The organism is Enterobacter sp. BIGb0383 (assembly GCF_003751845.1).
In the GTDB taxonomy this organism is placed as follows: Bacteria; Pseudomonadota; Gammaproteobacteria; order Enterobacterales; family Enterobacteriaceae; genus BIGb0383.
Map to the genome: position 1 here is coordinate 1418255 of NZ_RJKQ01000001.1, position 20703 is coordinate 1438957.

A 20703-nucleotide genomic window follows, 5' to 3' on the forward strand; every position below is an offset into this window, starting at 1 on the left:
AATTCTTATTTTTATTCGCTATTCGCCCGCGCGCCGGAAGGTCAAATTATAGCGACAGTTGCCGGTCGCTGGATGCTGTCCGGGCTTAAGAGGTTGGATCCCGTGATACCACAGGCGCGATTCGCCGCCCCATACCACCACGTCCCCGTGTTCCAGCAGCAGACGTTTCAGGGGATCGTTACGTTGCGCACCGCCAAACTGAAATATGGCAGGCAATCCCAGGGAAACGGAGACAATCGGCGCATCCAGCCTGGCCTCGTCTTTATCCTGATGTAATGAGAGCTTTGTTCCGGGCAAATAGCGGTTAATCAGGCAGGCATCGGGTTGAAAGCCGGAATAGCCTGCCTCCAGCGCGGCCCGCTGCGCCAGGGACAGAAAGCCGACCGGCATCGGGGGCCAGCGGCGACCACCGAGGGGATCGTAAGGCGAATAGAGATAGCCTCTGGCATCGGTTGTCCAGCCCACCTCGCCGCAGTTGGTCATCGCCACCGACATGGTATAGCCGCCGGGCGTGACCATCTGACGGAACGGGGAACGCTCAGCGACGGCGGCAATATCCGCCAGCAGCGACGGTGACGCCGCCAGCGCAAAGCGTCTCAGCACCACGGCACCCGGTCCGAGCGGCTCCTGCCAGGGTTCAGCATCGGCAAAGAGATCCAGCATTAACTCTCCTTCGTTGTGGCTTCGCGCTGTAACAACAGCGCTTTACGTTCAGCTCCCCAGCGATAGCCCGACAGCGCGCCGTCGCTGCGGATCACCCGATGACAGGGGATAATAATAGCAAGGGTATTGGCGGCACAGGCCCGCGCCACCGCCCGAACGGCATTCGGCTGCCCCATCGCTGCGGCCACCTCGGCATAGCTGGCGGTGCTGCCGACGGGGATCGCCCGTAGCGCCTGCCAGACCCGTTGCTGGAACGCCGTGCCGCGAATATCCAGCGGCAGCGAGAGAGGCACCCGCCGATCGTCCAGGCTGCGGATCACCTGCGCGACCCGCCCGGCAAAAGCATCATCCGCCCCTGCCCGCTCAGCCAGCGGGAACTGCTGTACCAGTTCAGCTTCCAGGGCCGCGTCGTTATCCCCCAGCAGCACGGCACAGACTCCGCGCTCGCTTTCGGCCACCAGACAGCGGCCCAGCGCGCATTTGTCCAGGGTATAGCGCACCGCCGTCTCGCCGCGGCGGTACTGACGGGCAGTCATACCCAGCGTTGCATCGGCCTGTCGGTAGTAACTGCTGGCATCGGGAAAACCGGCGGCCAGCAACGCCTCTGTGACCGCCTCGCCCTGGGCCAGCGAGGCGCGCAGGCGCTGCGCCCGCCAGCCCTGCTGCCAGGCTTTTGGCGTCATACCGGTAACGGATTTAAACAGACGATGCAGATGGTATGGGCTCATCGCCACGTCCTGCGCCAGCTGGTCAAGGGTAACCGGTGATTCCTGCTCAAGCAGGCGGCAGGCGCGGGTGATTTTATCGAGGCGCTGCTGTTGAGGATGGGCCTTATCAGGCTGACAGCGTTTACAGGGACGAAACCCTGCCGCCGCCGCGGCCCCGGTATCCGGATAAAAACGGACGTTCTGGCGCAGCGCGTGTCGGGCGCGGCAGGAAGGACGACAAAAGATACCGGTCGTCACGACGGCGAAGATAAACTGACCATCGGCTTGCGCATCGCGGTCAAGGACCGCCTGCCAGCGCGCATCGTCATCAATAAGTGCAGAAGTGTTCATTACAGGCTCCTTCTTTAAGGCTAGCCCTACTCTGCCGCCCGCGCCCTGGATAAAAAACCGCAATCTTGCGCTTTAATTCGGCTCACCCTGCAGGAAACCGGCAAACTGCGGCGACATCCAGTGGCTAAAACCGTCCCCCTCTTTGCTAATCATATATACCGCCAGCCCCTGCTCACGGGCGACCTGCTGCGCTTTTTCCCGTCCCAGCACCATCAGGCCGGTATCCCAGCCGTCGGCTTCCAGCGCCGTCGGGGCAATGACCGTGACCGACACCAGCGTATGGGTAATCGGCCGTCCGCTTTGCGGATCAATCACGTGGGAAATGCGCTTGCCGTCAAGTTCATAGTAGTTACGGTAGCTGCCGGAGGTGCTGATCCCGTGGCCGTTGATATCGACAATGGCCTCCACGGCATTCTCGCGATCCGTCGGCTTCTGGATCGCCACGCGCCAGGGCTGGCCGCTGGCGTTCATTCCCCGGCTGACCAGCGCGCCCCCCACCGAGACCAGGTAGCGCGACAGCCCTTCCTGCTCCATCAGCCGCGCCAGATGATCGGCAGCATAGCCCTCGCCCACCGTCGAAAGATCGACAAACAGATCGGGTAGATCTTTTTGCAGATACTGGCGGGAAGCGGTGTTGATCACCGTCAGATGCTGCAGGCCAGTGCGGGCGCGGGCCTCCTCAATCTGCGCAGCTGAAGGCGTTTTGACCGGCTGTTTATCAGGGCCGAATCCCCAGAGATTGACCAGTGGCCCGACGGTGATGTCCATCGCACCGGCGGTTTTGTCGCCGATCCGTAGCGCCTGAGTCACGATATCCGCCATCGCCTCGCTGACCGGCCAGGGTGCGGTCGTCCGGGCCTGGTTAAAGCGCATCAGGGCCGAATCCGGTTTCCAGGTCGATAGCAGCTGGTCGTCGGCATTGAGCTGCGCCTGAATTTTCTGCTGTAGCGGCAGGCGACGGCTCTCGTCCAGCCCCACCACGCTAACCCGCCAGGAGGTACCCATCGTTTTCCCTTCCAGCACCGTGGCGCCTGCGGATTTCGGGGAAGGATCGGCCTTATCACACCCGGCGATCGACAAAAAGAGCGTCAGCAGTGAGAGACGCAAAAACAGGGATACCATCGGTGCGGTTCCTTTTACCCGTTCCGGGCCAGTAAAGAAGAGGAGCTGATGCGGGGAGATTCTGCCATAAAAAAAGGGACCTCGTGGTCCCTTTCGTCACAACGTATCGCTTAGAACTGGTAAACCAGGCCCAGGGCAACAACGTCATCGGTAGTGATACCGGCTGCGCGAGTGAAGTCGTTCGCATCCAGCAGGTTGATTTTGTAATCAACGTAGGTAGACATGTTTTTGTTGAAGTAGTAAGTCGCACCCACATCAATATATTTCAGCAGATCCTGGTCGCCGGCGTTAACGGTAGCGTTGCTGACTTTCTTACCTTTAGACTGCAGGTAAGCGATGGACGGACGCAGGCCGAAGTCGAACTGGTACTGAGCAACCACTTCGAAGTTCTGCGCTTTGTCAGCGTAACCGTAGATCGCGGTATCACCTTTAGAGTCACCGAAACGGGTCGCGTTATAGGTCTGGGAGTACTCTGCTGCCAGGTAAACGTTATTAGCGTCATATTTCAGGCCGCCGGTGTAAACGTCTGCGCGATCGCCGTTACCAAACACGACAGCGCCGTTCTGGTCTGCGGTACGTTTGGAGCTGGATGCCGCAGCACCGATACCAAAGCCTGCGCCCAGATCGTAAGTTACTGACGCGCCGTAGCCGTCACCGTTCTGGCGCAGAGTGCTGCGACCGCTGGTGTTTTCACCGCTAACGCTGCCGTTTTTACCCTGGTACTGCAGGGCAAAGTTCAGACCGTCAACCAGACCGAAGAAGTCGGTGTTACGGTAGGTTGCAACGCCGTTAGCGCGGGACTGCATAAAGTTGTCAGCGCCGTAGGTGTCGCCGCCGAACTCCGGCAGAACGTCGGTCCAGGAAGTTACGTCGTAGATAACGCCGTAGTTACGACCGTAGTCGAAAGAACCCGCATCACTCACGCGCAGACCCGCAAAGGCCAGACGGGTGGATGCATTGTTTTCGCTTTCAGACGTGTTGCCTTTAACTTCGTATTCCCACTGGCCGTAACCGGTCAGCTGGTCGTTAACCTGGGTTTCGCCTTTAAAGCCGAGACGAATGTAGGTTTTGTCACCATCGTCGCCAGCATTGTTAGAGAAATAGTGAAGACCGTCGACTTTGCCGTACAGGTCTAATTTGTTGCCATCTTTGTTGTAAATTTCAGCTGCATTTGCTGCACCTGCTACCAGCAGAGCCGGTACCAGTAGGGACAGTACTTTAACTTTCATGTTATTAACCCTCGTTATATGCATTTTTTTATTGCCACTGCTTTACTGATTAACCCTCAATCAGTTGGCCGATTTATTGTGCGGGAAAATACAGAATAATCCAATAAGATTATGATACGAAAATTTCGAAGATGTTTCATTCATCCACAAGGATGTTTCACTTTGTAAATAACGGGGAACTTTTAAGCGGCACGAATAATCAAAAAATAGCGCACCATTAATCAAAATAAATATTAAACACAGCTAAAACAGCAATTTACAACCACAAATTAACACAGCACTGAATGATAAAACAAAATCTTCACTCGCAACTAAAATAGACCCGCTATCATCATTAACTTTATTTATTACCTTCATTCAGCAATGAATGTCCGTTTCAAATCATTTCCACCGGGTGCTCTGCATCCGGTTTTTTTTTACCTTTTTTTACGTAAAAATACGTCCCCCCTGCTTTCAGTATGAAATTATAACAACTATTAACTAATTGAAATAACATCAAACACTCTCTTTACTTTATAGTCGTTAAGTAATTTCTTGTTATTTCGTGCTATTCACCTGGCGACCTGTGTCATTCTTTATACAAACAGACTGAGATCGGTCTTTTTTACCGCACTGAAGCATGTTCTTAGCCCACCGCATCCGACGAACAGGTTTCATCGCTCCCCGACACCCGCATTCACTGACGGCAGACTGCAACCAGGCGGCTTTTATGTATATACTGCGTGCAGTACCGTGGGCTATACACTGATGAGTCATCCCGACACAATGATGCCAAACAAGTTTTCTCTGATGCCGGCGAGCATCACGCGATTTTTCCTGCTGATGATTGTCGTCCTGCTGGTCACGCTGGGCGTGATGGTGCAGAGTGCCGTCAATGCATGGCTAAAAGATAAGAGCTACCAGATCGTCGATACCACGCATGCGCTGCATAAACGCATCGATACCTGGCGCTATGCGACATGGCAGATTTACGACACCATTGCGGCCACCAGCAGCTCATCATCCGGTGAAGGGCTACAGGAAACGCGTCTTAAACAGGATGTCTACTATCTGGAAAAACCACGGCGTAAAACGGAAGCGCTGATCTTTGGTTCCCACGACGGCTCGACCCTGGAGATGACCCAGCGGATGTCGACCTATCTGGATACCCTGTGGGGCGCAGAAACCATTCCCTGGTCGATGTACTATCTGAACGGCCAGGATAACAGCCTGATCCTGATCTCTACCCTGCCGCTGAAGGATTTATCCTCCGGCTTTAAAGAGTCAACCATCAGCGGCCTCGTCGATTCTCGCCGTGCAGAAATGCTGCAGCAGGCCAACGCCCTGGACGAAAGGGAGAGCTTCTCGCCTCTGCGCCGTCTCGCCTGGCAAAACGGCCACTACTTTACCCTGCGCACCACCTTTAATCAGCCGGGGCATCTGGCCACGGTGGTGGCATTCGATCTGCCGATTAACGATCTGATCCCGCCGGGTATGCCGCTGGACAGTTTCCGGCTGGAAGCCGATCCGACGCAGAGCAGCCTGCGCAGCGCGGATAAAGATCCGTCCGATAGCGTCTCGATTAATTTCAACAGTTCGCGGATTGAGATCGTCGCCTCCGTCGACACCACCAACTCGCGTCTTGTCTGGCAGGTGCCTTTTGGCACGCTGATGCTCGATACCCTGCAGAATATTTTACTGCCGCTGCTGCTGAATATCGGCCTGCTGGCGCTGGCGGTGTTTGGCTATGTGACCTTCCGCCACCAGCCCGGGCGTCAGAATGATGCCCCCTCTTCTCACGTCGGCGCCAACAATGAGCTGCGCGTGCTCCGCGCACTGAATGAGGAGATTGTCGCCCTGCTGCCGCTGGGTCTGCTGGTACATGACCAGGAGTCCAACCGAACGGTCATCAGCAATAAAATTGCCGACCACCTGCTGCCACATCTGAATTTACAGAACATCACCAGCATGGCGGAACAGCACCAGGGCGTGATCCAGGCGACGATTAACAATGAGCTGTATGAAATCCGCCAGTTCCGCAGCCAGGTCGCCCCGCGCACGCAAATTTTCATTATCCGTGACCAGGACAGGGAAGTGCTGGTGACGAAAAAGCTCAAGCAGGCGCAGCGGCTGTACGAAAAGAACCAGCAGGGTCGGACCGCCTTTATGCAGAATATCGGCAATGCGCTCAGGCAGCCGGTCAATGCGCTGGTTGAAGAAGCGACGACGCTGGATACGGAACAGAGCAAAAAGCTGGCGCAGCATGCGGATGTGCTGGCACGGCTGGTGGACGAAATTCAGCTCGCGAATATCCTCGAGAACGATAGCTGGAAAAGCGCCCCGTCGCTATTTTCCATCCAGGAGCTGATTGATGAAGTGGTGCCTGACGTTCTGCCGATCATTAAGCGTAAAGGGCTGCAGCTGCTGATTAATAATCCGCTGCCGGCGAATGAAGAGCGTCATGGCGATCGCGAGGCGCTGCGCCGTATTCTGCTGCTGCTCGTTCAGTATGCGGTCACCACCACGCATATCGGCAAGATCACCCTTGAAGTCGGCGGTGATGAATCCGATGAGGATCGCCTGACCTTCCGCGTGCTTGATACCGGTGAAGGCGTCACGGCCAGCGAAATTGATAACCTGCACTTCCCGTTCCTTAATAGCACCCAGGCCGACGACTACGGCAGTGCCAACCCGCTCACCTTCTGGCTGTGCGATCGGCTGGCGCGTAAGCTGGGCGGCCATCTGAATATTAAAGCCCGTGAATCGCTGGGGACGCGCTATACGCTGCACGTTAAAATGGCGGCACGCGCCCAGCAGGGCGATTCGGAAGAGCGTCTGCTTGACGACGTGGTGGCGATGGTGGATATCACCTCCAATGAGATACGCAGTATTGTCGTTCGCCAGCTGGAAAACTGGGGTGCAAGCTGCATCAGCCCCGACGAAAGACTGGCAAGTCAAGAATATGACCTGTTTTTAACGGATAATCCGTCTAATCTTACTGCCTCCGGCTTGCTTTTAAGCGATGATGAGGCTGGCGTGCGTAAAATTGGCCCTGGCCAGCTGCGCGTCAACTTTAATCTCAGCAATGCCATGCAGGAAGCCGTGCTACAACTGATTGAGGAGCAGCTGGCTCAGGAAGAGGTTGTAGAGCCGCCGACCGGAGGCGATGAAAACGCCGAACTCCATGCCAGCGGCTATTACGCGTTGTTTGTCGATACGGTTCCGGATGATGTTATGAGGTTGTATACTGAGTCGGCAACGCGCGATCTCGCCGCGCTGGCACAGACAGCACACCGCCTTAAAGGGGTGTTTGCCATGCTCAACCTGGTACCCGGCAAACAGTTATGTGAAACGCTGGAACAGCTCATTCGCGAGAAGGACGTTCCAGGAACAGAAAAATATATCAGCGACATTGACGCTTACGTCAAGAGCCTGCTGTAGCAAGGTAGCCTAATACATGAACAATATGAACGTAATTATTGCCGATGACCATCCGATTGTACTGTTCGGTATTCGTAAATCACTTGAACAGATCGAATGGGTTAATGTTGTTGGCGAATTTGAAGATTCCACAGCCCTGATCAATAACCTGCCGAAACTGGACGCTCACGTCCTGATCACCGACCTCTCTATGCCTGGTGATAAGTACGGCGACGGCATTACCCTGATTAAATACATCAAGCGCCATTTCCCGAGCATCTCGATCATTGTTCTGACCATGAACAATAACCCGGCGATCCTCAGCGCCGTGCTGGATCTCGATATCGAAGGGATCGTTCTGAAACAGGGTGCGCCAACGGATCTGCCGAAAGCGCTGGCCGCGCTGCAGAAAGGTAAGAAATTTACCCCGGAAAGCGTGTCCCGCCTGCTGGAAAAAATCAGCGCCGGTGGCTACGGTGATAAGCGCCTGTCGCCGAAAGAGAGTGAAGTTCTGCGCCTGTTTGCTGAAGGCTTCCTGGTAACCGAGATTGCCAAGAAACTGAACCGCAGCATTAAAACCATCAGCAGCCAGAAGAAATCGGCGATGATGAAACTGGGCGTGGAAAACGATATCGCTCTGCTGAACTACCTCTCCTCCGTGTCGCTGACGCCTGCGGACAAAGAGTAAGTCCTCCCCAAATAAAAACCCCGGCCAGCCGAAGCTGCCCGGGGTTTTTTATTGCCGTCAATAAAGCGGTCAGCGGGCGTTTCGCACCCGGCTGGCATACAGCGCCAGGGTTTGCTTCAGCAGATCCAGGGTCATCGGTTTCGACAGGCAGCTATCCATACCGGACTCCAGGCAGCGCTGCCGCTCCTCGGCCAGCGCATTTGCCGTAACGCCAACCACCGGCAGCGTCAGCCCAAGCTGGCGAATACGCTGGGTCAGACGATAGCCGTCCATATTCGGCATATTAACGTCGCTTAAAATAATATCGATATGGTTCTTACTCAGAACATTCAGCGCATCAACGCCGTCAACGGCCGTTTTGCACTGATAGCCAAGTGAGGCCAGCTGATCCGCCAGCAGGCGACGGTTAATCGGATGATCGTCGACCACCAGAATCATCATATCGTCATTGCGCACGTCGTCTTCATCCGCCGCTGACAGTACCGGCCCGCTGTTCGCGTTATCCATCCTGATACGGTAGATCCTGCCCAGCAGCGTAATGAGCTCATGCGGCGACGCGATGCTGTGCACCCACTCGCCCGGCGAACGCTCCAGCGGAATACCGATATGCCGCGGACAGAAAACTATCGCCGCACGACCCTGCCAGACCTGCTGCAGTTCGCCATCGGTAATCAGCGTATCGTCTGCGTCAGGCGTCTGCCCCTCATACTGCGCAACCTGCACCCCGCTGCGGGTCAGCAGCGTGCTCAGGAAGGCATTCAGCGAGGCGTTGCGTACCGCCAGCCAGCAGCGCTTCTGGCGTAAATCGTCGCTCTCAATCGCCGGTGGATTCTGCGCGGCATACAGCGGAATGCGAATGGTAAACTGGCTGCCCATGCCCGGTTCAGAATCAACGGCAATATCGCCGTCCATCATGCCGATCAGTTTTTCACAGATCGCCAGCCCCAGTCCGGTGCCCTGGAAGTTACGCTGTACCCCGGTGCCAACCTGGAAGAACGGATCGAACAGGCGCACCACCTCTTTGGCCGCAATCCCCACGCCGGTATCGCGCACGCGGATACTCAGATAGCTGTCATCACTGCGCACGTGCAGAATAATGCAGCCGGTATCGGTGAACTTGATCGCATTGCTTAGCAGGTTAGAAATCACCTGCTGCAGGCGCATCGGATCGCCGTTCATCTGCTGCGGGACATCCGGCTCGATAAAGCAGTACAGCCCAATCTGCTTGCGCACCACCAGCGGCAGATAGTTGGCGGTGATATGGTTCATGACTTCGCGTGGCGCAAACTCTCGCGGTTCAATCTTCAGCTGCTCGGACTCAATCTTCGAGAAGTCGAGAATGTCGCTGATGATTTTTAGCAGCAGGCTGGAGGAGTTATTCATCGCCGTGACCAGGCGGTCAACGCCTTTAGGCAGCTCTTTGGTCTGGAGCAGATCGAGGTTACCGATAATCCCGTACAGCGGCGTGCGAAGCTCGTGGCTGACGGTGGCAAGGAACATCGATTTTGACTGGCTGGCCTGCTCTGCCGCCTGCGCCATCTCCTGCAGGGACTCTTCCATTTTGACGCGCGAACTGACGTCCACCAGCACGCAGATCGCCACGTTTTCATTGCGGTAGCGCGAATGGACGAAGCTTATCTGCAGGTTGGTGTTATTACTGGTCAGTACGTCGACAAAGTTCACCTGCTGACCGCAGATAATCTGCGTCAGCCGCTGCCTGTCTTCGTGCGTCAGCATATTGAGATAGTTATGCGCCAGCTCATTACTCAGGATATTGGTGCCGTCCTGCGTGCGCAGAATGCAGATCCCGACCGGCGCGGACGCGACGATTTTACGGTTGAACTGCTCGTGCTCTTCCAGACGCTGGGCGTCGGCTTCCGCCGGAATAAAGATGCGCCGCTCATACATGCGTGCAAGCGTAAACAGAGCCAGACCGATCAGCACGTTCAGCAGTACCGCATTCAGGATCAGCATGCGGATCCGCTCCAGCACCATATCTACCGGCACCGAGTAGACAATACTCAGCGACGAAGGCGGGAGGCTTTTCTTCAGGACCAGGTCTCGGTAGCCGTCCGTATAGCCAAACCATGAACGCTCCTGCATCCAGCGCGAATCGACTTTCAGAACGTTTTCCGGCCCGCTCAGCGCAATCAGCGGATGGCCATTTTCATCCAGCACCGTCACGCCCATTGGCAGACTGCCGGGAGTGAAGAAGTTTTCCATGCGAATGGACTGTTCAATCCCGAGCATCGCCTGCAGACGGTTAGCGAGATATACCGGGGTCAGGGAATAGAAGTAGCCAACGCCGGGACGCGCGCCCTGGCTTATCCAGAACAGGTTGTCGCCTCGCTCTTCCTGCGGGGCGTTACGGTACTTGACGATACGCTCGTGCAGCGATTTCAGCGCATCGTTGCTTTCCATCGGCATATCGCGGATGCCAAAGTTAGCCATACACAGGTTATCGCTACCGATCAGAAAAACGCGGTTAAGATCGTAGGCGGCGGAGAAATTCTCCCGCCAGTAGCGCATAAACCACGACAGCGACTCCAGCGAACCGCTCCAGGTGCTGCTGAGCGCGCTGCAGTCGGAATCCTGGAACAGTGGCTCAAATTCCGGCACCTCGGATTTCTCTTCACGCACGCGTGCGCCCAGCACGCCGTTATCCGCCGTCAGCCGATTCTCGGCGATATACTTCAGCTCTTTCATGACGTCGGCGGTGCGCTGGATATAGCGCTGGGCCTGATCGGCGTTAAGGTTAAACTCGTCGCGGATTTGCGACTCTTTCTGATGCAGGGCGTTAACGATGTAAAACACCGAAATCAGGACGATCAGCAGCCAGAGCAGCAGCGCCAGCGCCCGAAAAAGATAGCGTGATACTTTGAGGGTGGAACGAAAGGAGACCAGATATTTCAAGGGGGCGAAGCTCCGCCGCAGCAGGTTAATCAAATGTGGTTTAAAGTAGCGGTAAACGCGCAGGTCCGCAACATTAGCCTGCCGTCCCGTACCATAAAAAAGGGCCGGAAACCCGGCCCTTAATAGAGAAGAACAACGATTACTCGTCGGCGTCGTCCGCCACGTCGTCATCGGTCTCCGCTTCCGGGGCGATATCGTCATCCCCTTCCGCCACGCTACCGTCGATAGAATCCAGCTCTTCGTCATCCACCGGCTCGGCCACGCGCTGCAGACCCACCACGTTTTCGTCTTCCGCAGTACGGATGAGGATAACGCCCTGGGTGTTACGGCCTACCACGCTGATTTCCGACACGCGGGTACGCACCAGGGTGCCCGCATCGGTAATCATCATGATCTGGTCGCAGTCGTCTACCTGCACCGCACCAACCACGGAGCCGTTACGCTCGGTCACCTTGATGGAGATAACACCCTGAGTACCACGGGATTTGGTCGGGTATTCCGTTTCAGCGGTACGTTTACCGTAGCCGTTCTGGGTAACCGTCAGGATAGCGCCTTCACCACGCGGAACGATCAGCGACACAACGCTGTCTTTTTCCGCCAGGCGAATACCGCGCACGCCGGTAGCCGTACGGCCCATGGCGCGCACCGCGCTCTCTTTAAAGCGGACCACTTTACCCGCAGCGGAGAACAGCATCACGTCGTCACCGCCCTCGGTCAGGTTCACCCCGATCAGCTCATCGCCTTCGTTCAGATTGACGGCGATAATCCCGGCGGAACGCGGACGGCTGAACTCGGTCAGCGCCGTTTTCTTCACGGTACCGCTGGCGGTCGCCATAAAGACGTTAACGCCCTCTTCGTACTCGCGCACCGGCAGGATCGCCGTAATACGTTCGTTGGCTTCCAGCGGCAGCAGGTTAACGATCGGACGCCCGCGTGCACCGCGGCTGGCTTCCGGCAGCTGATAAACCTTCATCCAGTACAGGCGACCACGGCTGGAGAAGCAGAGGATCGTGTCATGGGTGTTAGCGACCAGCAGACGGTCGATAAAGTCTTCTTCTTTGATACGTGCAGCCGACTTGCCTTTGCCACCACGACGCTGTGCTTCGTAGTCGGTGAGCGGCTGATACTTCACGTAGCCCTGGTGAGACAGGGTAACCACGACATCTTCACGGTTGATCAGATCTTCGATGTTGATATCGGAGCTGTTCGCCGTGATTTCAGTACGACGCTCGTCGCCAAACTGATCGCGGATCAGTTCCAGCTCTTCGCGGATCACTTCCATCAGGCGGTCAGCGCTGCCGAGGATATGCAGCAGTTCGGCAATCTGTTCCAGCAGCTCTTTATACTCGTCGAGCAGTTTTTCATGCTCAAGGCCGGTCAGTTTCTGCAGACGCAGATCCAGAATCGCCTGAGCCTGCTGCTCGGTCAGGTAGTATTGACCGTCACGAACGCCGAACTCCGGCTCCAGCCACTCCGGACGCGCGGCATCATCGCCTGCACGTTCCAGCATCGCCGCCACGTTACCCAGAGCCCACGGCTGCGCGATCAGGCCCGCTTTCGCTTCGGCCGGGGTCGGAGCGCGACGGATCAGTTCGATAATCGGATCGATGTTGGCCAGCGCAACCGCCAGCGCTTCGAGGATGTGCGCACGATCGCGTGCTTTGCGCAGCTCGAAAATGGTACGACGCGTTACCACTTCACGGCGGTGACGCACGAACGCGGAAAGAATATCTTTCAGGTTCAGGATCTTCGGCTGGCCATGGTGCAGCGCAACCATGTTGATGCCGAAGGAGACCTGCAGCTGGGTCTGTGAATAGAGGTTATTCAGCACCACTTCACCGACCGCATCGCGTTTCACTTCAATCACGATGCGCATCCCGTCTTTATCAGACTCGTCACGCAGCGCGCTGATGCCTTCAACGCGTTTCTCTTTTACCAGCTCGGCGATTTTCTCGATCAGGCGAGCTTTGTTCACCTGATACGGAATTTCGTGCACGATAATGGTTTCACGACCGGTTTTCGCGTCGGCTTCTACTTCCGCGCGGGCACGGATATAGATCTTGCCGCGACCGGTACGGTAGGCTTCTTCGATACCGCGACGACCATTAATAATGGCGGCGGTCGGGAAGTCAGGCCCCGGAATGTGCGCCATCAGCCCTTCAATGCTGATGTCTTCATCGTCGATATAGGCCAGACAGCCGTTAATCACTTCCGTCAGGTTGTGCGGCGGAATGTTGGTCGCCATACCTACGGCAATACCGGACGAACCGTTTACCAGCAGGTTAGGGATTTTCGTCGGCATAACGTCCGGAATGCGTTCCGTGCCGTCATAGTTGTCAACGAAGTCTACCGTCTCTTTTTCCAGGTCGGCCATCAGCTCATGAGCGATTTTCGACATACGGATTTCCGTATAACGCATCGCCGCCGCGGAGTCGCCGTCTACGGAACCGAAGTTACCCTGGCCATCAACCAGCATGTAACGTAAGGAGAATGGCTGCGCCATACGAACGATGGTGTCATATACTGCGGAATCACCGTGGGGATGGTATTTACCGATAACATCACCGACGACACGGGCAGATTTTTTATAGGCTTTATTCCAGTCATTGCCCAATACGTTCATGGCGTATAGTACGCGACGGTGTACCGGCTTTAAGCCATCTCGGACATCCGGCAGCGCACGGCCAACAATGACCGACATCGCATAGTCCAGATAGGAGCTCTTCAGCTCTTCCTCGATGTTAACCGGTGTAATTTCTCTCGCAAGGTCGCTCATCTAACCGCTATCCCTCTTACTGTGTCCCGGATTCAAAGGTCGCAAATTATAACACAGTCGTGTTGATTGAGGTAAATCTATAACTCCCCGGCGGCGCTTTATTCACGCGCCCGTGCTGATATACTCTGCGGTCTGACTGAACAAGGAGTAAAAGCGCCCATGAATGCCGAAAAAACGTCGGTGGCTCAGAACGTAGACCATGAAGAGATCGCCAAATTTGAAGCCGTCGCGTCGCGCTGGTGGGATCTGGAAGGCGAATTCAAGCCGCTGCACCGCATTAACCCGCTGCGTCTGGCTTATATTGGCGAACGCGCCAATGGCCTGTTTGGCAAAACGGTGCTGGACGTCGGCTGCGGCGGCGGGATCCTCGCGGAAAGCATGGCCCGCGAAGGGGCGAACGTCACCGGGCTGGATATGGGCTTTGAACCCCTGCAGGTTGCGCGTCTGCACGCGCTGGAATCAGGTATCGCGGTGGACTATGTTCAGGAAACCGTTGAGGCCCACGCCGATAAGCACGCAGGACGCTACGATGTCGTGACCTGCATGGAGATGCTGGAACACGTCCCGGACCCGCAGTCGGTCGTTAACGCCTGTGCGCGACTGGTCAAGCCGGGCGGCCACGTTTTCTTCTCCACCATTAACCGCAACGGCAAGGCCTGGCTGATGGCGGTGGTTGGCGCGGAGTACGTGCTGAAGATGGTGCCGAAAGGCACGCACGACGTGAAGAAGTTTATTAAGCCGTCCGAGCTGCTGGGCTGGGTAGACGCCACGCCGCTGCAGGATCGCCATATGACCGGCCTGCACTACAACCCGCTGACCGACCACTTTAAGCTCGGCCCGGGCGTTGACGTTAACTATATGCTGCACACCACCGCCAAAGCCGACTAAGGTCGCGCCATCACCCTGCGGGCTGTCCGGTTATCGGGTCCGCAGGGAAACCTCAATCGGGAAAACCTATGGAATTTGCGCTACGTCATATTACCGAAAAATGACCGCCGTCGAAGAAATCGACATACGAACAAAATATCATTTTTTTTGCCAGATTATTGACATGCCCTGCAGGCCTTATTCCATAAGGACTTAGCGATTTTCACCCTTTCGCAACCTCAATTTAACCTCAAAATCAACTCTTGTACTGAAAAGATTACTTACTAGAATACTCAGTATATAGCGTTTCCCTTATCGCAAACCCCCTACATATAGTATTTATCCACAGAGTTAGTCACAACCCTGTGCTGTGGATAAGCGGGGGACATTTTTTCTTTCACGGACAGGTAAATTATGAATCAGAGTCTGCTGGTGACAAAGCGTGATGGTACCACTGAGCGCATCAATCTCGACAAAATCCATCGTGTACTGGATTGGGCGGCAGAAGGACTGAACAACGTTTCTGTTTCTCAGGTTGAGCTGCGTTCCCATATTCAGTTCTATGACGGCATCAAAACCGCCGACATCCATGAAACCATCATCAAAGCAGCAGCGGACCTGATCTCCCGCGATGCGCCGGACTATCAGTATCTGGCCGCACGCCTGGCGATTTTCCACCTGCGTAAAAAAGCCTACGGCCAGTTCGAGCCGCCGGCACTGTACGATCACGTCATCAAAATGATCGAGCTGGGCAAATACGACAACCATCTGCTGGAAGACTACACGGAAGAAGAGTTCGCGCAGATGGACGGTTTTATTGACCACTGGCGTGATATGAACTTCTCCTATGCGGCTGTGAAGCAGCTGGAAGGCAAATACCTGGTTCAGAACCGCGTGACCGGCGATATCTACGAGAGCGCACAGTTCCTCTATATTCTGGTTGCCGCCTGCCTGTTCTCTAACTATCCGCGTGAAACCCGTCTGGACTACGTGAAGCGTTTCTATGACGCGGTATCCACCTTTAAGATTTCCCTGCCGACGCCGATTATGTCCGGCGTGCGTACCCCGACCCGTCAGTTCAGCTCCTGCGTACTGATCGAGTGCGGCGACAGCCTGGACTCCATCAACGCGACCTCCAGCGCCATCGTGAAATACGTTTCCCAGCGCGCTGGTATCGGCATCAATGCCGGTCGCATCCGCGCCCTGGGCAGCCCGATCCGCGGCGGTGAAGCGTTCCACACCGGCTGTATTCCGTTCTACAAGCATTTCCAGACCGCGGTGAAGTCCTGCTCTCAGGGCGGCGTGCGCGGCGGTGCGGCCACCCTCTTCTACCCGATGTGGCACCTGGAAGTGGAAAGCCTGCTGGTTCTGAAAAACAACCGCGGCGTTGAAGGCAACCGCGTCCGTCATATGGACTACGGCGTGCAGATCAACAAGCTGATGTACACCCGTCTGCTGAAGGGCGAAGATATCACCCTGTTCAGCCCGTCTGACGTTCCGGGCCTGTACGACGCCTTCTTTGCCGATCAGGACGAATTTGAGCGCCTGTACACCAAATATGAAAAAGACGACAGCATCCGTAAACAGCGTATCAAAGCCGTTGAGCTGTTCTCGCTGATGATGCAGGAGCGCGCCTCCACCGGTCGTATCTATATTCAGAACGTTGACCACTGCAACACCCACAGCCCGTTCGATCCGGCTGTCGCGCCGGTGCGCCAGTCTAACCTGTGCCTGGAAATCGCCCTGCCGACCAAACCGCTGGAAGATGTTAACGACGAAACCGGTGAAATCGCGCTCTGTACGCTGTCCGCCTTTAACCTCGGCGCTATCGACAGCCTCGATGACCTGGAAGAGCTGGCCGTGCTGGCCGTACGTGCCCTTGACGCCCTGCTGGACTATCAGGATTACCCGATCCCGGCTGCAAAACGCGGCGCAATGGGTCGTCGTACCCTGGGTGTTGGCGTGATCAACTTCGCCTACTGGCTGGCGAAAAACGGTAAGCGCTACTCCGACGGCAGCGCCAACAACCTGACTCACAGCACCTTTGAAGCTATTCAGTACTACCTGCTGAAAGCCTCTAACGAGCTGGCGAAAGAGCAAGGCGCGTGCCCGTGGTTTAACGAAACGACTTACTCGAAAGGCATTCTGCCAATCGACACCTATAAGAAAGACCTGGATGCGATCGCCAGTGAACCGCTGCACTTAGACTGGGAGCAGCTGCGCGAATCGATCAAAACCCACGGTCTGCGTAACTCCACCCTGTCAGCCCTGATGCCGTCCGAGACCTCTTCGCAGATCTCCAACGCCACCAACGGCATTGAACCGCCGCGCGGCCACGTCAGCATCAAGGCGTCAAAAGACGGGATCCTGCGTCAGGTGGTGCCGGACTATGAACAGCTGAAAAATGCGTACGAGCTGCTGTGGGAAATGCCGAACAACGACGGTTACTTACAGCTGGTGGGTATCATGCAGAAATTTATCGACCAGTCGATCTCTGCCAACACCAACTACGATCCGTCGCGCTTCGCATCAGGGAAAGTGCCGATGCAGCAGCTGCTGAAAGATCTGCTCACCGCCTACAAATTCGGTGTTAAAACGCTGTACTATCAGAACACCCGTGACGGCGCGGAAGATGCCCAGGACGACCTGGCACCATCCATTCAGGATGACGGCTGCGAAAGCGGCGCATGTAAGATCTAATCAGCTTCCTCTCTGTCCTTAACCTTCTCCCGTCGGGAGAAGGTTGGGCTGACGGAAATTAACACCACAGGATACACTCATGGCCTATACCACTTTTTCACAGACGAAAAACGACCAGCTGCTGGAACCGATGTTCTTTGGTCAGCCGGTTAACGTGGCGCGCTACGATCAGCAAAAATATGACATCTTCGAAAAGCTGATTGAGAAACAGCTCTCCTTCTTCTGGCGACCGGAAGAAGTGGACGTTTCCCGCGACCGTATCGATTTTCAGGCTCTGCCTGAGCATGAAAAACACATTTTTATCAGCAACCTGAAATATCAGACGCTGCTGGATTCCATTCAGGGCCGCAGTCCGAACGTGGCGCTGCTGCCGCTGATCTCGATCCCTGAACTGGAAACTTGGGTAGAAACCTGGGCGTTCTCAGAGACGATTCACTCGCGCTCCTATACCCATATCATCCGCAATATCGTTAACGATCCGGCTATCGTCTTTGACGATATCGTCACCAACGAGCAGATCCTCAAACGTGCGGAAGGGATCTCGTCGTACTACGACGAACTGATTGCGTTGACCAGCTACTGGCATCTGCTGGGTGAAGGCACGCACACGGTTAACGGCAAGACCGTGACCGTGAACCTGCGCGAGCTGAAAAAGAAACTCTATCTGTGCCTGATGAGCGTGAACGCGCTGGAAGCCATTCGCTTCTACGTGAGCTTTGCCTGCTCCTTTGCCTTCGCCGAGCGCGAACTGATGGAAGGCAACGCCAAAATCATTCGCCTGATCGCCCGCGATGAAGCGCTGCACCTGACCGGCACTCAGCATATGCTGAACCTGCTGCGTTCCGGCGTTGACGATCCGGAGATGGCGGAGATTGCCGAAGAGTGCAAACAAGAGTGCTACGACCTGTTTGTGCTGGCCGCCGTTCAGGAGAAAGAGTGGGCGGAATATCTGTTCCGCGACGGCTCGATGATCGGCCTGAACAAAGACATCCTGTGCCAGTATATTGAGTACATCACCAATATCCGTATGCAGGCGGTCGGCCTCGACCTGCCGTTCCAGACCCGCTCCAACCCGATCCCGTGGATCAACACCTGGCTGGTGTCCGATAACGTTCAGGTTGCGCCGCAGGAAGTCGAAGTCAGCTCCTATCTGGTCGGTCAGATTGATTCTGAAGTGAATACCGACGACCTGAGCGACTTCCAGCTCTGATGAGCCGCGTTACCCTGCGCATCACCGGCACGCAGCTGCAGTGCCGGGATGAACACCCTTCCCTGCTGGTCGCGCTTGAATCGCACCAGGTCGAAGTGGAATACCAGTGCCGTGCGGGCTACTGCGGCTCGTGCCGCTGCCGCCTGCTGGCCGGTCAGGTCACCTGGCTGACGGAGCCGCTGGCGTTTATTCAGGAGGGTGAGATCCTGCCCTGCTGCTGTCTGGCGCAGGGCGATATCGAACTGGAAATGTAAACGGAAAAAGGTCGCGATGCGGCCTTTCTTTTTGCACTCAATGTTATTTTCCCTGTATTTTAATTTAATATCCAATTAACATGCAGAATCAAATAAGAATAAAACAACCCCCTCAGACCGAAAATCAAAAAGATAAACCATTCAGCATATAAATACCTCACTCAACCTATTTTAAACAAAAGACCGTTAATTCAATATTATCTTGCCGAGTGACGAATTTACAAAACATTAGAAATATAATAATTTCATCAATCAGAAATCCTTTATTATCACAACGCAATGTAGCATTAAGCCGTCAGACACCGTAGTGCAATGCAAATACAAAGAAGGTTAACTCATTAATACTGAATTAATTTCTCTGTCAGACGAAGTGATATCCCGGGTATCCCGCACCGCCATTAGCATTAAATAGATTAATCAGTTTACGTCACGTTTATAACTAATGAATTATATTTCCTGTCACTATCAACCAGGAAAGAAAAGGAAACATAACCCGGTTCCGGATACCCACCACAAGAAGGAATAGAAATAATGAAACTGAATAAAAACATACTGGCTCTGAGCGTTTGCGCCCTGTTACCCGCTGCGGCACCGGTCCTGGCAGCAGACCCTACGCCGATCACCGTCGACGGTGGCACCGTGAACTTTGACGGGAGCGTCGTCACCGCCGCCTGTGCTATCTCGGCCGACAGCAGCAGTATGAAGGTCGATATGGGCCAGATCCGTACCGCCGCGCTGTTAGCCGCAGGCAGTGAAGCCTCCGCAGGCAAAGCTTTCTCAATCAAGTTAACGGATTGCGATGCCTCCACCTACAGCGGCGTGGCGGTGACCTTTAGCGGCGCGACCGACGCCACGGATGCCACCTATCTGCAGGCGGGGACAAGCGGCAGCTCGGCACAGAACGTGGCGATCCGTTTGTATGATGAAGCGGGTAAAGCCATCAGCATCGGCACTGCTTCCGACGTTATCACGCTGCGTGACGGCGACAATGCGCTGAACTTCACGGCGAAATACGCCTCACCAAAAGGCGGGGCAACGGCGGGGGACGCCAGCGCAGTGGCGACCTATACGCTGACCTACTCTTAATGTCAGATCCCGGCCCTCGGGTCGGGTCTGTTTATAGCGGAAAATAATCGATGCGGATATTAACAACAATCGCGGCGCTGGCGCTTTCACTCTGCGCGACGGCCGTTCAGGCTGGCGGCGTGGGGCTGGGTGCCACGCGGATGGTCTGGCTCAGCTCCGGCTCACAGTCGGTGCTTAACGTGCGTAATACCGACGCGCACTCCCCGTTTCTGATCCAGTCGTGGATAGAAAATGCCGGCGGACAGCGCAGCAGCGATTTCGTCGTGACACCGCCGCTTTTTGTCCTCAAACCCAACAGCGAAAACAGCGTGCGGGTGATGTTTAGCGGCCCTCAGCTTCCGGACGATCGTGAAACGCTCTACTGGATGGTGGTCAAAGCGATCCCGCAGTCCGCTTCTCAGCCACAAAATAATACGCTGCAGTTTGCCTCTGCTAATCGTATCAAACTGTTTTATCGCCCGGCATCTTTAGCCCGGGGCGCCAGTAATGCCTGGCAGGAAATTACCGGCGAAAGGCGTGCAGGTAAAATCACGCTGATCAATCCAACCGCTTATTATCTGACGCTGACAAACCTTAAGGTTGATGGTCGCGCCGTCAAACCGGTCATGATCCCGCCTAAAGACAGGGTGACGCTCAGCGAAACATTCCCAGCGGCCAGCAAATTTAGCTACAGCACTATTAACGATTATGGTGCCCTGACCAAAGAATCACATAAAGCCTTAACCCTTCAATAAAGGT

General features: G+C 55.4%; 14 protein-coding genes. 8 read left to right on the top strand and 6 right to left on the bottom strand.

The features are described from left to right. Window positions 1–18: 18 nt before the first annotated feature. From alkB to EDF81_RS06755, 4 genes are all read right to left on the bottom strand, one after another. A complete protein-coding gene (gene alkB, locus EDF81_RS06740) occupies window positions 19–663 on the bottom strand; it encodes a DNA oxidative demethylase AlkB (protein WP_123347314.1) in 645 nt (214 codons plus the stop codon). Beyond that, complete coding sequence (gene ada, locus EDF81_RS06745) at window positions 663–1721, bottom strand: bifunctional DNA-binding transcriptional regulator/O6-methylguanine-DNA methyltransferase Ada (protein ID WP_123347315.1); 1059 nt, start codon at window positions 1719–1721, stop codon at window positions 663–665. The genes alkB and ada overlap by 1 nt, the downstream gene beginning before the upstream one ends. A 72-nt stretch (window positions 1722–1793) precedes the next feature. Further along, the gene (gene apbE, locus EDF81_RS06750) at window positions 1794–2843 is read right to left on the bottom strand and encodes an FAD:protein FMN transferase ApbE (protein WP_123347316.1); all 1050 of its coding nucleotides are present in this window, start codon (window positions 2841–2843) and stop codon (window positions 1794–1796) included. Between the two features lie 110 nt (window positions 2844–2953). After that, window positions 2954–4072, bottom strand: a complete 1119-nt coding sequence (locus tag EDF81_RS06755; protein WP_123347317.1) for a porin OmpC — start codon at window positions 4070–4072, stop codon at window positions 2954–2956. Between the two features lie 747 nt (window positions 4073–4819). Here EDF81_RS06755 and rcsD point away from each other — a divergent pair. Further along, the gene (gene rcsD, locus EDF81_RS06760; protein WP_123347697.1) at window positions 4820–7492 is read left to right on the top strand and encodes a phosphotransferase RcsD; all 2673 of its coding nucleotides are present in this window, start codon (window positions 4820–4822) and stop codon (window positions 7490–7492) included. A gap of 16 nt (window positions 7493–7508) precedes the next feature. Further along, window positions 7509–8159: a response regulator transcription factor RcsB gene (gene rcsB / locus EDF81_RS06765; protein WP_123347318.1), complete on the top strand. Its 651-nt coding sequence runs from the start codon at window positions 7509–7511 to the stop codon at window positions 8157–8159. A 69-nt stretch (window positions 8160–8228) separates the two neighbouring features. Here the strand turns inward: rcsB and rcsC are convergent, their stop codons facing one another. Continuing rightward, window positions 8229–11072, bottom strand: a complete 2844-nt coding sequence (gene rcsC, locus EDF81_RS06770; RefSeq protein WP_123347319.1) for a two-component system sensor histidine kinase RcsC — start codon at window positions 11070–11072, stop codon at window positions 8229–8231. A 139-nt stretch (window positions 11073–11211) separates the two neighbouring features. After that, window positions 11212–13848 carry a DNA topoisomerase (ATP-hydrolyzing) subunit A gene (gyrA, locus tag EDF81_RS06775; RefSeq protein ID WP_123347320.1) on the bottom strand — a complete coding sequence of 879 codons (2637 nt, stop codon included), beginning with the start codon at window positions 13846–13848 and terminating at the stop codon, window positions 11212–11214. A gap of 159 nt (window positions 13849–14007) precedes the next feature. On the opposite strand from gyrA, the gene ubiG reads away from it, so the two are divergent. The 6 genes from ubiG to EDF81_RS06810 all read left to right on the top strand — a co-directional run bounded on the left by ubiG (window position 14008) and on the right by EDF81_RS06810 (window position 20699). Further along, a complete protein-coding gene (ubiG, locus tag EDF81_RS06780; protein ID WP_123347321.1) occupies window positions 14008–14736 on the top strand; it encodes a bifunctional 2-polyprenyl-6-hydroxyphenol methylase/3-demethylubiquinol 3-O-methyltransferase UbiG in 729 nt (242 codons plus the stop codon). Window positions 14737–15129: 393 nt separating this feature from the next. Continuing rightward, on the top strand, window positions 15130–17415 hold the full coding sequence (gene nrdA, locus EDF81_RS06790; protein WP_123347322.1) for a class 1a ribonucleoside-diphosphate reductase subunit alpha: 2286 nt from the start codon (window positions 15130–15132) through the stop codon (window positions 17413–17415). 79 nt (window positions 17416–17494) lie between these two features. Continuing rightward, window positions 17495–18625: a class Ia ribonucleoside-diphosphate reductase subunit beta gene (gene nrdB / locus EDF81_RS06795; protein ID WP_123347323.1), complete on the top strand. Its 1131-nt coding sequence runs from the start codon at window positions 17495–17497 to the stop codon at window positions 18623–18625. After that, window positions 18625–18879, top strand: coding sequence for a class I ribonucleotide reductase maintenance protein YfaE (yfaE, locus tag EDF81_RS06800; RefSeq protein ID WP_123347324.1), 255 nt, complete (start codon window positions 18625–18627; stop codon window positions 18877–18879). The genes nrdB and yfaE overlap by 1 nt, the downstream gene beginning before the upstream one ends. Before the next feature lie 531 nt (window positions 18880–19410). Continuing rightward, a complete protein-coding gene (locus EDF81_RS06805) occupies window positions 19411–19965 on the top strand; it encodes a fimbrial protein (RefSeq protein ID WP_123347325.1) in 555 nt (184 codons plus the stop codon). 50 nt (window positions 19966–20015) lie between these two features. Then, window positions 20016–20699 (top strand): molecular chaperone, encoded by a 684-nt coding sequence (locus EDF81_RS06810; RefSeq protein WP_123347326.1) that lies wholly within the window; start codon window positions 20016–20018, stop codon window positions 20697–20699. Window positions 20700–20703: the final 4 nt, after the last annotated feature.

Coding starts and splice junctions, on each gene's coding strand:
- gyrA (WP_123347320.1), bottom strand. CDS start 13,848: ATGAGCGACCTTGCGAGAGAAATTACACCGGTTAACATCGAGGAAGAG.
- EDF81_RS06810 (WP_123347326.1), top strand. CDS start 20,016: ATGCGGATATTAACAACAATCGCGGCGCTGGCGCTTTCACTCTGCGCG.
- rcsD (WP_123347697.1), top strand. CDS start 4,820: ATGAGTCATCCCGACACAATGATGCCAAACAAGTTTTCTCTGATGCCG.
- nrdA (WP_123347322.1), top strand. CDS start 15,130: ATGAATCAGAGTCTGCTGGTGACAAAGCGTGATGGTACCACTGAGCGC.
- alkB (WP_123347314.1), bottom strand. CDS start 663: ATGCTGGATCTCTTTGCCGATGCTGAACCCTGGCAGGAGCCGCTCGGA.
- apbE (WP_123347316.1), bottom strand. CDS start 2,843: ATGGTATCCCTGTTTTTGCGTCTCTCACTGCTGACGCTCTTTTTGTCG.
- EDF81_RS06805 (WP_123347325.1), top strand. CDS start 19,411: ATGAAACTGAATAAAAACATACTGGCTCTGAGCGTTTGCGCCCTGTTA.
- yfaE (WP_123347324.1), top strand. CDS start 18,625: ATGAGCCGCGTTACCCTGCGCATCACCGGCACGCAGCTGCAGTGCCGG.
- nrdB (WP_123347323.1), top strand. CDS start 17,495: ATGGCCTATACCACTTTTTCACAGACGAAAAACGACCAGCTGCTGGAA.
- rcsB (WP_123347318.1), top strand. CDS start 7,509: ATGAACAATATGAACGTAATTATTGCCGATGACCATCCGATTGTACTG.
- ubiG (WP_123347321.1), top strand. CDS start 14,008: ATGAATGCCGAAAAAACGTCGGTGGCTCAGAACGTAGACCATGAAGAG.
- ada (WP_123347315.1), bottom strand. CDS start 1,721: ATGAACACTTCTGCACTTATTGATGACGATGCGCGCTGGCAGGCGGTC.
- EDF81_RS06755 (WP_123347317.1), bottom strand. CDS start 4,072: ATGAAAGTTAAAGTACTGTCCCTACTGGTACCGGCTCTGCTGGTAGCA.